Origin of the sequence: Alteromonas sp. ASW11-130, from assembly GCF_026183735.1 — a bacterium.
Lineage (GTDB): Bacteria > Pseudomonadota > Gammaproteobacteria > Enterobacterales > Alteromonadaceae > Alteromonas.
Genome location: NZ_JAPFRE010000027.1, coordinates 104,434 through 117,518, shown reverse-complemented (window position 1 = coordinate 117,518; position 13,085 = coordinate 104,434). Strand labels below are relative to the sequence as shown.

The 13,085-nt window shown below is 43.9% G+C and carries 10 protein-coding genes; 4 read left to right on the top strand and 6 right to left on the bottom strand.

All coding sequences use genetic code 11. The features are described from left to right. Positions 1 to 20 precede the first annotated feature (20 nt). On the bottom strand, positions 21 to 2,222 hold the full coding sequence (gene malQ, locus OPS28_RS09670; RefSeq protein WP_265609249.1) for a 4-alpha-glucanotransferase: 2,202 nt from the start codon (positions 2,220 to 2,222) through the stop codon (positions 21 to 23). A 258-nt stretch (positions 2,223 to 2,480) separates the two neighbouring features. Between malQ and gap the strand changes: the two genes are divergently transcribed. Both gap and OPS28_RS09660 read left to right on the top strand, forming a co-directional pair. Further along, positions 2,481 to 3,476, top strand: coding sequence for a type I glyceraldehyde-3-phosphate dehydrogenase (gene gap / locus OPS28_RS09665; protein WP_265609248.1), 996 nt, complete (start codon positions 2,481 to 2,483; stop codon positions 3,474 to 3,476). Positions 3,477 to 3,622: 146 nt separating this feature from the next. Next, positions 3,623 to 4,468, top strand: coding sequence for a D-hexose-6-phosphate mutarotase (locus tag OPS28_RS09660; RefSeq protein WP_265609247.1), 846 nt, complete (start codon positions 3,623 to 3,625; stop codon positions 4,466 to 4,468). Between the two features lie 54 nt (positions 4,469 to 4,522). Here OPS28_RS09660 and OPS28_RS09655 read toward each other — a convergent pair whose 3' ends face one another. From OPS28_RS09655 to zwf, 5 genes are read right to left on the bottom strand one after another with little or no spacing between them, the layout of a single operon-like run. Then, positions 4,523 to 5,173, bottom strand: coding sequence for a bifunctional 4-hydroxy-2-oxoglutarate aldolase/2-dehydro-3-deoxy-phosphogluconate aldolase (locus OPS28_RS09655; protein ID WP_265609246.1), 651 nt, complete (start codon positions 5,171 to 5,173; stop codon positions 4,523 to 4,525). Next, on the bottom strand, positions 5,170 to 6,132 hold the full coding sequence (locus OPS28_RS09650) for a glucokinase (RefSeq protein ID WP_265609245.1): 963 nt from the start codon (positions 6,130 to 6,132) through the stop codon (positions 5,170 to 5,172). Before OPS28_RS09650 ends, OPS28_RS09655 begins: the two co-directional genes overlap by 4 nt. Next, positions 6,129 to 7,958 (bottom strand): phosphogluconate dehydratase, encoded by a 1,830-nt coding sequence (gene edd, locus OPS28_RS09645; protein WP_265609244.1) that lies wholly within the window; start codon positions 7,956 to 7,958, stop codon positions 6,129 to 6,131. The genes OPS28_RS09650 and edd overlap by 4 nt, the downstream gene beginning before the upstream one ends. Before the next feature lie 11 nt (positions 7,959 to 7,969). Then, on the bottom strand, positions 7,970 to 8,662 hold the full coding sequence (gene pgl / locus OPS28_RS09640) for a 6-phosphogluconolactonase (RefSeq protein WP_265609243.1): 693 nt from the start codon (positions 8,660 to 8,662) through the stop codon (positions 7,970 to 7,972). A gap of 1 nt (position 8,663) precedes the next feature. Then, positions 8,664 to 10,157: a glucose-6-phosphate dehydrogenase gene (gene zwf, locus OPS28_RS09635; protein WP_265609242.1), complete on the bottom strand. Its 1,494-nt coding sequence runs from the start codon at positions 10,155 to 10,157 to the stop codon at positions 8,664 to 8,666. A gap of 259 nt (positions 10,158 to 10,416) precedes the next feature. On the opposite strand from zwf, the gene OPS28_RS09630 reads away from it, so the two are divergent. Beyond that, the gene (locus OPS28_RS09630) at positions 10,417 to 11,268 is read left to right on the top strand and encodes a MurR/RpiR family transcriptional regulator (RefSeq protein WP_265609241.1); all 852 of its coding nucleotides are present in this window, start codon (positions 10,417 to 10,419) and stop codon (positions 11,266 to 11,268) included. Positions 11,269 to 11,492: 224 nt separating this feature from the next. Further along, positions 11,493 to 12,929, top strand: a complete 1,437-nt coding sequence (gene pyk, locus OPS28_RS09625) for a pyruvate kinase (protein WP_265609240.1) — start codon at positions 11,493 to 11,495, stop codon at positions 12,927 to 12,929. The last annotated feature ends 156 nt before the right edge of the window (positions 12,930 to 13,085 follow it).

Below are 13,085 nucleotides of genomic sequence, written 5' to 3'. Positions count from 1 at the left end.
TTGACGGCGAATACGTAAAATCAGTCTTCAGCTTGTTTACGAGCTTGGGTTAAATTAGCAGCCAATGATTGAATTGAAGTGTTATCAAAAATATCTTCAACCGTTTGGGTCAGCTTTCTACGCCAGTTCGGATACTCTTTAAACGTACCAGGGATATTTACTGGTTTATCCATTTGTAACCAATCTTCCAACTGTAAACTCAATAGCGCGCTTGACCCTTTAGCCATGTGTACTTGAATACCGAAGTTTAGCGCTTCAGTCATACCTGTAAAATTAACATCCCGTCCTACGCTGGCATCAATACTATTGTGGCCGTGTAATGAATCTAAAATAGCCTGTTTGTTATCGTGACGGTCCTGATAAAGCTTTTGTAAAATTTCCTGTGTAGGATACAAGCCCAACTCCTTACCAAGTTCAAGATCCAAACAATGCCAATAACCGATAAGTGTCGGCATATCGTGAGTTGTCAACGTGGACATAGATTGCACTGGATAATGCGAAGGAGAAAAGAAACCACCGTCTTCGGCTTGTTCGAAGAAAAACACACGATAGGAATATACGCCATTTTCTGCAAGTTTAGTACGAATTTCGTCGGGAACCGTACCTAAATCTTCGCCTATGACCAGGCTCTGATTGCGATGGCTTTCCAGGGCTAAAATGCCAAGTAGATCATCTACCGGATAGTAAACATAGCCACCATCCTTAGCATTATCCCCTTTCACCACCCACCATAAGCGCAATAACGCCATGACATGGTCAATTCGTAACGCTCCCGATGAAGCCATATTAGATGAAAATAAATCGATAATTGGCTGATACTGCTGCTCATACAGTTTTATCGGATCCATCGGAGGAAGGCCCCAATTCTGACCAAGAGGACCGAGAATATCTGGCGGCGCGCCCACGCTGGCATCCACACAGTAAAGATCTTTATTACCCCAGATTTCAGCACTGCCTTCACTAACCCCTACAGCCAAATCGCGGTATAAACCAATTAACATACCACTATCATCAGCCACCTTACTCGCTTTTTCTAATTGAAGCGCCGCCTGCCATTGCAGGAATAAATAGAATTTTACGTCTTTAAGATGGGCTTTTCTAAACTTCGCTACAGCGGGCTTATGGTATTCTTTATATTCGTCAGGAAAAACGGGCCAGCCCCAATAAGCGTGGCCTGATTCTTTTAAATGCGCTTGCATCGCATCATACACCGCCAACATATCGAGGCTTTCCCCACCTTCCTCGACAAACGCTTTGAACGCTTTATTCTGTTTTGTATTTTTACTCAGATGGCGCGAGTAATACTCTTCAAATACCGCTTTAAGCGCTTCAAGCTTCAAATCTGCGACAGACTGATAATCCACATAGTCGACGCTTCTGACATGTTGCAACCGTTCCTTAAAGCCAGCAGCATTCACAATTTTTTGTACTCTTTCAGAGTCATAACCATCGATAGCAGAGACATCAAGATACAAAAAGTTTAACCAACGTCGTGAAGATGGGCCGTAAGGGCTGCAAGCGTCTGGGTTCGAAGGATATAGAGCATGAATGGGATTTAAGCCCACAAAATCAGCGCCGTGGTCAGCCGCTTCTTTTATCAACTTAGTTAAATCAGAAAAATCCCCAATGCCCCAATTATTTTCACTGCGTAAACAATACAATTGCACGCTTAAACCCCATATTTTCTTACCGTCCTCAATAGGTTTAGGCGTGAAGCATGCTTTTGGCGCTACGATCAGGCGCATTGATGCTAATGGGCTATCGTTGTTTTCCTGGATCAACGAAACCGTGTGATATCCAAGAGGGAAATGATGGGTTAACTCGACTGCATATTCGTGGAACTCTTCGTCATCCACATGAGCGACATTGATCAATTCTCCTTCAACAGGTGTAAAAATCTGGTGATGTCTCTCACCATCTTCCATTTCCACAGCTAACGTATATGAATCGTTAACAACCGAAATAGGAAGGCGAATAAAGAGAATTATAGCTTCGTTCTGACGGATAACCTGTACCGGATTAAGCGGTGATAACCATATTGAATGCATTTCCTCTTCGATCTGTTCGGAAATGACTGCTTCATCTTCGGTATTATATCCCAACACGTTTAGCAATTTGGTTTTGCTTGATTCGGCAATGGTTGCGGGATTTCCCCAGGCATCGACATAGTGAGTTTCTATGCCTCGCATTTCAACCAGTTTTTGCAAAACGCGTTCTGTCATGATGTTTTTCCTGTCTAATAATTACGCGACGCTGCTGCAAAGGCTCAGTATAACTCACTCGAGTTGGTTTGTGGCCCAGGCACGCTTCTGACGAGTACAAAGTGATACATTATTGTTGAAACTAGGTTGTAACGAAATTGAATACGTTTGCATAATTTATTTTCGTAAATTTGCAACATTTTAACAGTTATCTTTGATCATAGACTCATAATGATCCATAATTTACGTAATATTATTTCAAATTAAGTGAGGGATGTTATGACAACTCGTGTTGGTATAAACGGTTTCGGCCGTATAGGTCGGCTGGTGTTTCGGGCCGCAATGGAACGTTCTGATATCGAAATCGTAGCCGTTAACGATCTTTTAGATACGGACTACATCGCTTATATGCTTAAATACGACTCCACTCACGGAAGATTTGATGGCGAAATTAGTGTAGATAACGACCACCTAATCGTGAACGGCAAAAGAATTCGGGTAACCAGTGAAAAGGATCCTGCGGATCTAAACTGGGAAGCCGTTAAGGTAGATGTAGTTGTCGAAGCGACAGGACTTTTCCTTACTAATGATACGGCAGAAAAACACCTTCAAGCAGGCGCTAAAAAAGTTGTGATGTCTGCGCCCTCTAAAGACGACACGCCTATGTTTGTAATGGGAGTCAATGAAAATAATTATGCAGGTGAAGCGATAGTATCAAACGCATCTTGCACTACCAACTGTCTCGCTCCACTAGCAAAAGTGCTAAACGATAACTTTGGCATCAAAGATGGTCTTATGACCACAGTACATGCAACAACCGCCACTCAAAAGACTGTGGATGGCCCTTCGCACAAAGATTGGCGCGGTGGTCGCGGAGCTGGACAAAACATAATCCCTTCATCTACTGGCGCAGCTAAAGCAGTGGGTAAAGTTATCCCTGAACTGAATGGGAAATTAACGGGTATGGCGTTTCGTATCCCAACCCCCAATGTGTCGGTAGTTGACCTTACCGTAAACTTAGACAAAGCCACTACTTACGATGAGATTTGCGAAGCAATGAAATCTGCTGCTGAAAATGAACTCAAAGGTATTCTGGCTTACACTGAAGACGATGTTGTATCCAGCGATTTTATTGGCGATGTTCACACCTGCGTATTTGATGCAAAAGCAGGTATTGCGCTAACCGATACGTTCGTTAAATTAGTTGCCTGGTATGATAATGAATGGGGATATTCAAACAAAGTATTAGATTTGGTAAAGCATATAAGTGATTAATGGCTTGATATAATACTGTATAATTTTAGCGAAGGGTTACATGACATTTCGATGGATTAACTAATTAAAGGTGTGATTTGTGTCGCACCTTTTTAGTTTTCAAGGCACAATAGAACGATATAAATCCAAATTGACTGGTCGGATTCATGTCTATTGCTCCCAGTATAACAATACAAGAAACATCGGGGATAACATTCCTTAACGTGGATAATACGTTTGCGATAGCGCAAATCAGTTTGTATGGCGGTCACGTACTTTCCTATATTCCCAAATCTGACAATATTGAACGTTTGTGGCTAAGCCCTCACGCTCATATGAGTGGCGAAAAACCCATTCGGGGAGGCATTCCTATCTGCTGGCCGTGGTTCAGCGATGATCATGGGCGCGAAAAAGGTGAATTACCGGCTCATGGATTCTTACGTTCTCAGGTATGGCAATTAAAATCATCTGAGGATACTGATAAGGGCACTGTCGTTTTACTTACTCCCACATTTTCTCGCGCTGACGGGTTTGAATATGATTGTGAAGTCATATTAGAAATCATTGTAGGGGAATCCCTTACTGTTAATCTTTCTACACGCAATACGGGCATTGTGCCGTTTACCTTTAACACTGCTTTTCACTCTTATTTTGAAGTACCCGATATTAACCATATTGAACTTAGAGGTTTGCAAGGCAGCTACCGAGACAAAACTGATAGCTTTTCCATCAAAGATACGCCTGAGCCATATCGATTTAATCAAGAAACAGATCGAATACATGACCACGCTGCTAAAGAGATCTCGCTCTTTAATAAAGACAAAAAGCTTACCCAAATACACTCTTCTGGGCATGATTCGGTCGTTGTCTGGAATCCGTGGCAAAGCGCAGCGTCTATTTCTGATATGGATGCATTTGGATTCAAACAAATGATTTGCGTGGAAACAGCAATAACGTCAGGGAAAGAAGTATTACCAGACGAGTGTCATATACTTACGCAGGTTATTTCTTAGTTAAACAGAGGGGCAGCAGCGAGCAACCCCCGCCGCCCTACCTGTAAATTATTTTTAGCTAAATTCAGCTGCACCCGCAATCGCATCTTTTGCTAATTGAGTAATTTTATCCCAATCACCATTAGCAATAGCGTCGTCTGGGGCCACCCAAGAACCACCGACACATACCACGTTTTTGAGTGCCAGGTAGTCTTTAAAATTGTCTGGACCAATCCCACCGGTGGGGCAAAACACGACATCCGGGAAAGGTCCACTAATGGATTTAATCGCTTTGACTCCACCTGAAGCTTCCGCTGGGAAGAATTTCATGTGGGTATAACCTGCATCTTTGCCCTTCATGAGATCAGATGTCGAGGAAATGCCGGGGATAAGAGGGATAGCCCCTTCTTTGCCAGCTTTTAATAGTTCAGCAGTCATCCCTGGGCTAATGGCAAATTTAGCGCCCGCTTCTGTAACTTCTTTCAGCTGTTGCGCGTTGGTAACAGTGCCGGCACCAATTAGAGCGTCAGGTACCTGCTCTGCAATAGCTTTAATCACGTCTAACGCAACTGGTGTACGTAAAGTTACTTCAAGCACTTTAATGCCGCCTGCCATCAATGCTTTGGCCAAAGGGACCGCTTTATCCACATCATGGATCACCAGCACAGGCACGACAGGGCCCGATGCAAAAATATCGGCCGGGGTTAATTTCCAGTTTGATGTCATTTTGTTGAACTCACAATGTGTTGTTTTAGAAATGCCGCTGCGCCCAATAATCCGTGATCAGGCTCCGCGATTAAATAAGTTGGAATACTCTTAACATAATGCTTCATTATTCCCTTTGCTTCAAAACGAGCGCGGAAATCACTTTGTTGGATAAAGTCAGTAAACCTATTCGCAATTCCACCACCAATAAATATGCCCCCAGTGGTCGCCATATTTAACGCAATATTTCCAGCAAAACTCCCCATAATACGGCAAAACTGAGTCAGTGTGGCTTCGCATGTATCACATTCACCAGATAGCGCGGCAGCCGTAATTTCTGCGGGATTATTAAATTTAGTAGGCGTACTACGATGTTCAGACAGAGCATTGTAGATATTAACAATACCTCGACCCGACATCACTTCCTCAGCAGATGCTCTGCCATGTTTTTTCTGCAGGTATCGCCAAACAAGAATATCGGTTTCGTCGATAGGTGCAAAATCAACGTGGCCACCTTCTCCGTCAAGTGTCTGCCAGCCACTAGCGGTCATTGTGATATGTTCAACACCTAAGCCCGTGCCTGGACCAAATACAGCAATATTACCGTTTTCTTTAGCCGTCCCCTCTCCTATCTGGACCACTTGATTATCATGTAATACAGGTAGTGAGTAAGCAACCGCTGTGAAATCGTTTATCACATACAGGTCTTTCAGCTTAAGCTGTAAACGCAATGCTTGCTGCGAAAACGCCCAACTGTGATTTGTCATCGCAACATGATCACCGGTTACCGGACAGGCAATGGCAAGACACCCCCCGCTAAATTGGTACTCTGGTAATTCATCAAAATACTGTTGAATAACGAGATCGATACTTGCGTAGTCGCGACAAATGTACTTTTTAATATTCGCCAACCCGTCAGCAGCAATTCGCGCAAGGCGGATATTCGTGCCCCCAACGTCGGCTACAAACTGTTCACTCATAACGCCTGCTCCTGAGTATAAAACAATGAGCAGGCTCCTTCTTCTGCACCTGTCAACACTGCTCGGGTGCCAGCAAATAGCTCTCGTCCCATACCTTGCTGATGGTGACTTAGCGAAGCCTCTTTGGGTTCCCGTCTTTCCAGTTCCGCCTCATCGACGCAAAGCGTCAACACGCCAGATTGCGTATTTAATTCGATTAAATCACCTTCGTGAACTTTTGCTAATAAGCCACCATTGTAGGCTTCCGGGGTAACGTGGATGGCCGCTGGTACCTTGCCGGAAGCTCCGGACATACGACCATCAGTCACCAATGCGACTTTATAACCACGATCTTGTAACACACCCAGTGGCGGGGTTAAACGATGCAATTCTGGCATTCCAATAGCAGAAGGTCCTTGGAAACGCACGACAACAATACAATCTTTGTTCAATGCCCCACTACGAAATGCTTCGTCCAGTTCAAACTGGTCTTCAAATACAACCGCGGGCGCTTTAATATGAATATGCGGTGTGCGTAACGCAGATGTCTTTATTACTGAGCGGCCTAAATTACCTTTCAGAACACTCAATCCGCCATCTGGTTTAAATGGCTTCTCAACCGAAGCGAGCACTTCTTTATCGAACGATTCACTTGCACCACTTTTCCATACCAACTCCCCATCTTCGAGCTGGGGTTCGTTGGTATATCGAGTCAAGCCTTCACCACAAATTGTTTTCACATCTTCATGCAGTAACCCGGCATCCAATAATTGTTTAAATAATAGTGACATCCCGCCGGCTGCAACAAAGTGGTTAATGTCAGCAGAGCCATTCGGATAGATACGAGTCAACAAGGGGACAGCATTGGAAATATCTGAAAAGTCGTCCCAATTAACGATATAGCCCGCAGACCGTGCAACGGCAATTAAATGCATCGTGTGGTTAGTAGAACCACCCGTGGCTAATAACCCAACTAACCCGTTAACAAGCGCTTTAGCATCAACTATATGGCCAATTGGCGTATAGTTATCGCCTAGATCAGTTAAACGCGTAGCCTGGACCGCAGCAGCACGCGTAAGTGCATCTCGGAGTGGGGTGCCGGGATTGACGAAGGATGACCCCGGTAAATGCAATCCCATCATTTCTACAACTAATTGGTTAGAATTCGCGGTACCATAAAAGGTGCATGTGCCCGCGGAATGATAAGACTGAGACTCAGCTTCAAGCAATTCTTCTCGCCCTACTTTCCCTTCAGCAAACGCTTGTCTGACTCTTGCTTTTTCTTTGTTAGGTAAGCCAGATGGCATTGGCCCCGCAGGTACAAAGACCGTGGGAAGGTGACCAAAAGCTAACGCGCCCATTAATAATCCTGGTACGATTTTATCGCAAATACCCAGCATCATTGCCGCATCAAACATATTATGCGATAGAGCCACTGCCGCACTTTGGGCGATGACATCTCGACTCATCAGACTTAAGTCCATACCTGGCCGACCTTGCGTTACACCATCACACATCGCTGGCACACCACCCGCGAACTGAGCTACACTGCCTACTTCACGTATAGCTTGTTTAATTATCGCGGGATAATTTTCATAAGGCTGATGGGCTGAAAGCATATCATTGTAGGAGGAAACGATAGCTACGTTTGCTTTAGTCATACTACGAAGATCAGATTTTTCTTCCGTACCACACGCAGCAAATCCATGGGCAAGATTGCCACATGACAGAACGCCACGATGCGGCCCTTCATATCGAGCATGTTCAATTTTGTCTAAATAAGCCTGTCTGGTTGCCTTACTGCGCTCTATTATTCGTTGCGTAACTTCAGCTAGTTGAGAGTTCATATTCATTTTTCCTACGGTGCCCACATCAAGGTTACTGGGGCGCGGTTGACTACGGCAGTGATAGGTTTCTCGCGTTCAGTATGATTATTCATTGCTTCCTGTAATACGTCCTTTTTCTTTTCTCCCGTTAGATGGAGAAAAATATGTTTGCTATTTAGTATTGCAGGTAGTGTAAGTGAAATTCGCTGATGAGGCGCAGTTTCAGGCTTTGTAGCCAAGCAAATTCTTCCACTGCTTAAGGATAACCCGTCATCAATTTGCTTCGAGCAAGGAAATAGTGAAGCAGTATGCCCATCTTCTCCCATGCCTAAAATCAGTACATCGAAAGGCTGCGAAAGGGACGAAAGTCTTACCTCAGCTTCGTGTACCCCTTCCGATGCATCGTTGTAATCACTATAGAGCGGGACAAAATGCGCATTAGCAGCTTTGTTCTGAATGAGGTTTTGCTTTACCAACTTAGTATTACTATCGGAATGATTCTCATCGACCCACCGCTCATCTGCCAACGTGATATCGACCTTGGTCCAATCTAAATCGCGCTGACTTAATTCTTTAAATAAAGGTAATGGGGTGGACCCGCCACTTACCACTAAAGACGCACGACCGTGCTCGGTAATCCCTTCGTTTAAAATGCTGATTATTTCATCAGCGAATGAAGTAACTAACGAAGATTTATCAGAAAATGTTTTTGTAGATAATCCCATATTATTTCTTCTTAACTATTTTGCTCTCGTACCAGCTACGATTTTCGCGTGCCAACAAACCAATAGATTCCACTGGTCCCCAGGTACCAGCTTGATACGGCTCAGGAGGCTCGTTTGAACTTTTCCAAGCGGCAAGAATAGAATCAACCCAATTCCAAGCTTGTTCTACCTCATCTCTGCGTACAAAGAGAGCCTGATTGCCCAGCATCACTTCCAATAGAAGCTTCTCGTAGGCGTCAGGAATGCGATCTGCTGAGAACGCTTCTGAAAAACTGAGATTGAGCTTTGACTTCTGTAAATCCATAGAGCCTGAGCTGGTTAAACCCGGTACTTTATTCATTACCGTAATTTCTACCCCCTCATCGGGTTGTAACCGAATGACCAATTTATTAGGGGGAAGGCTTTGGAAGCTGTCGCCAAATAAATTGTGAGGTTGACGCTTAAAATAGATAACAACTTCACTCACTTTTTTTGGCATGCGCTTGCCGGTGCGCAGGTAAAACGGTACGCCCGCCCAGCGCCAGTTGTCTATATTGGCCTTAATTGCTACAAATGTTTCGGTCTGACTTTTCTGGTTTGCATCGTCTTCTTCTAGATAACCAGGGACTTCTGCCCCTTTCACGAAGCCTGCTGTATACTGGCCCCGCACTGTAGTCGTATTGATATTTGAACTATCTATTGGACGTAAAGCTTTTAATACTTTCAGCTTTTCATCTCGGATACTGTCAGCATCAAGAGTAGTTGGCGGCTCCATCGCCACCAAACTTAATATTTGTAAAAGGTGATTCTGTACCATGTCGCGCATTTGACCGGCATCGTCAAAATAGCCCCAGCGCCCTTCTATGCCGACCGACTCTGCTACACTAATTTGGACATGATCTATACAGTTATGATCCCAGTTCGTGGCAAAAATTGAATTAGCAAACCTTAACGCGACCAGATTCAGAACCGTTTCTTTACCCAGATAATGATCGATACGGTAAATTTGAGACTCGCTAAAATATTCTGCCACCTGATCGTTTATAACGTTTGATGATTCTAGGTCGTGTCCGATGGGTTTTTCCAGTACCACCCTTACACTACTATCGATTATGTTGCTAGAATGTAGCCCCCGACAAATATCCCCATAAATAGAAGGAGGGGTGGCTAAATAACACACCATCGTTCTATCAGGGTTCACGTGCTCATCAAATTGTTTATAGCTCGCGGTGTCCTTCATATCGACACATACATAATCTAATCTGGCCGACAGTCGAGCCCAGGTATCTTCACAAAACCCTGCCTCCCCGAATTTCTGTATATTCTTTTTAACTTCTTGTTGAAACTCACTCACACTCATAGCTTGGCGGGCAACACCTACGATAGACGTTTGAGGATGGAGAAGCTCGGCTTTTTCGAGTTGATAAAGCGAAGGTAAAAGTTTGCGCCGGGAAAGATCACCTAGTGCCCCGAATAATACGAAGTCACAAGGTTCATTAGAATTTTCCATTACCATAAAAGGATACCCTTAATATGTGAGGTTTTATGCGCGAGTTAAATCGCATGTAATGACATGGCATTAGTAAACAACAAATGTAGTAAAATTACAAGCAATCTGAATAAAGTGCGAAAAATGTGGATTTACAACCTCCTTACGGTGAATAAACACAGCATTTTTGTCAAAAAATTACAATTCGCTTGTCACAAATGCTACATACAGTAAACTAGCGCCTACAATCGTATATATCTTAACGCAGAAATAATGTTTTAGCCGTATGAATATATTAGAAAAAATCACACAAAACAAAGCTGTTTTCAGTAAATCAGAGCGCAAGGTTGCTGAAGTTATACTGGCCAATCCGCAGACAGCTATTCATTCGAGTATAGCAACATTAGCGAAAATGGCAGATGTCAGTGAGCCTACTGTAAACCGTTTTTGTAGACGGCTGGACACCAAGGGTTACCCCGATTTCAAATTACATTTAGCGCAAAGCCTTGCCAATGGAACGCCTTACGTTAATAGACATGTTGATGAAAGCGATAGCCCCGAGGAATATACCAATAAAATTTTTGAATCCACTATGGCAGCGCTGGAAGTCGCTCGCCAATCGGTTAATATTCAAACAGTTAACCGCGTTGTTGATTTACTTACACAAGCCCAGCGCATTTCATTTTTTGGATTAGGTGCCTCGGCGTCGGTGGCCCACGATGCGCTGAATAAGTTTTTCCGTTTCAATGTACCTGTGGTGTATTTTGAAGACATACTGATGCAACGAATGAGCTGCATGAACTGCCATGAAGGTGATGTAGTTGTTCTCATTTCACATACTGGTCGAACTAAAAGCTTAGTAGAAATTGCCCAGATAGCCCGCTCAAATGATGCAACTGTAGTTGGCATAACATCAGAAGACAGCCCACTGGCCAATGAATGCACTTATGTTTTATCACTTGAAGTGCCAGAAGACACTGACATGTATATGCCAATGGCATCACGAATTGCCCAGCTTACGTTAATTGACGTGCTGGCTACCGGATTCACTCTAAGGCGAGGTAACAAGTTTAGAGAAAATTTAAAACGCGTCAAAGATACCCTGCGCGGCTCTCGATACGATAAAAAATCAGACTAGTCTGACTTGACGCATCTTGTGTTAAACACGCTATACTTTCTGCAATGTTAAAAGCGTTGCAGAAGTCTTACCTCTTCTTTCAGACCTGACTTTAACGCTTTTCACTTTCACTTTTTTGTCTTTTTGCATTAACATTACGTAATTATATTACGTAAAATAGTTACAAAAACATTCCTGCGACGTTGAAGTGGGACTAATAACAACTTCTAAAGCGACATGAATTTATGACAAGACGAACTAAAATACTTGCTACGTTAGGCCCTGCGACCGACTCTCTAGAAAAAATACAGGCTATTATCGCAGCGGGCGCGAATGTAGTTAGAATGAATTTTTCCCATGGCAACGCTGAAGATCATATTGAGCGAGCGAAACGTGTCAGGCAAGCGGCTAAAAATTTGGGGGTGTATGTAGCCATTTTAGGCGACCTTCAAGGGCCAAAAATCCGCGTTGCTCGCTTCAAAGCAAGTTCGATAATGCTTAATGAAGGTGCACAGTTTATCCTGGATGCAGAGCTGGACAAGGATCAGGGCACCGAACAATCGGTCGGCATAGACTATAAAGCACTACCTGATGACGTCAGCGAGGGTGACTTATTACTACTTGACGATGGTCGTATTCAACTTAAAGTAAATAGCGTTGAAGGTCGTAAGGTGATAACCACGGTTATAGTGGGCGGTAAACTATCCAATAATAAAGGGATCAACCGACAAGGGGGCGGATTATCTGCAGAAGCGCTGACCGAAAAAGATAAACAGGACATCATAACCGCTGCTCAGATGGATGTTGATTACTTGGCAGTATCGTTTCCTCGTTCCAGCGACGATTTAAATTATGCACGCCAATTGGCTGAAAAAGCGGGGTGTCATGCTAAAATTTGTGCGAAAGTTGAGCGGGCAGAAACCGTAGCGAGCGCTGAAGCGATTGATGACATTATCTGTGCATCAGATGCAGTGATGGTAGCGCGTGGAGATTTAGGTGTTGAAATTGGCGACGCTGAGCTAGTTGGCGTGCAAAAGAAACTTATTTCTCGCTCCAGACAATTAAACAAAGTGGTCATAACCGCAACTCAGATGATGGAATCTATGATTTCCAGTCCTATGCCTACCCGGGCAGAAGTAATGGACGTCGCTAACGCTGTTTTAGATGGTACCGATGCAGTCATGCTTTCCGCTGAAACCGCTGCAGGTAGTTATCCGGTGGAAACGGTTAAAGCCATGGCCAGAGTTTGCGAAGGCGCTGAAACCCATCCCAGTGTCAAAATATCCAAGCATAGAATGGATGATGTCTTTTCTACTGTAAGCGAAACGGTGGCGTTATCGACCGTATATGCAGCTAATCATCTACCTAGTATAAAAGCTATTGTCGGCCTGACAGAAAGTGGAAATACGCCAAAGCTAATGTCTCGCATAACGACATCGCTACCCATTATTGCTATGTCTAGACATGTGGATACATTAAACTCTATGGCGCTGTATCGTGGCGTCCAGCCTGTTTACTTCGATTCTAGAAATAGTGAACCGGGTCGACTTAAACACGATGTGATCGCAGTTTTGAAGGAACACGGATTGATAGCCAGTGGCGACAGCATCATCATGACATATGGCGATGAGATGGAAAAAATTGGCGCCACTAACGCTCTTAAAATCGTTAAGGTAGACTAAAACCTGTAAATTGTTAAAGCGCGAAACCTTTTCGGTCGAAGTGCTAACCTGCCGTTGGCGCGCCAACGGCAGGTTAGCACTCAGATTAGCGTTAAAGGGCCGTGCTTAATGGGCATCTAAGCGAAGTGAGAAACTGTTTATACAGACTAATCGCTA

Excerpts from the sequence above, each read along its gene's own strand:
- malQ (WP_265609249.1), bottom strand. The coding sequence starts at position 2,222 with ATGACAGAACGCGTTTTGCAAAAACTGGTTGAAATGCGAGGCATAGAA.
- gap (WP_265609248.1), top strand. The coding sequence starts at position 2,481 with ATGACAACTCGTGTTGGTATAAACGGTTTCGGCCGTATAGGTCGGCTG.
- OPS28_RS09660 (WP_265609247.1), top strand. The coding sequence starts at position 3,623 with ATGTCTATTGCTCCCAGTATAACAATACAAGAAACATCGGGGATAACA.
- OPS28_RS09655 (WP_265609246.1), bottom strand. The coding sequence starts at position 5,173 with ATGACATCAAACTGGAAATTAACCCCGGCCGATATTTTTGCATCGGGC.
- OPS28_RS09650 (WP_265609245.1), bottom strand. The coding sequence starts at position 6,132 with ATGAGTGAACAGTTTGTAGCCGACGTTGGGGGCACGAATATCCGCCTT.
- edd (WP_265609244.1), bottom strand. The coding sequence starts at position 7,958 with ATGAACTCTCAACTAGCTGAAGTTACGCAACGAATAATAGAGCGCAGT.
- pgl (WP_265609243.1), bottom strand. The coding sequence starts at position 8,662 with ATGGGATTATCTACAAAAACATTTTCTGATAAATCTTCGTTAGTTACT.
- zwf (WP_265609242.1), bottom strand. The coding sequence starts at position 10,157 with ATGGTAATGGAAAATTCTAATGAACCTTGTGACTTCGTATTATTCGGG.
- OPS28_RS09630 (WP_265609241.1), top strand. The coding sequence starts at position 10,417 with ATGAATATATTAGAAAAAATCACACAAAACAAAGCTGTTTTCAGTAAA.
- pyk (WP_265609240.1), top strand. The coding sequence starts at position 11,493 with ATGACAAGACGAACTAAAATACTTGCTACGTTAGGCCCTGCGACCGAC.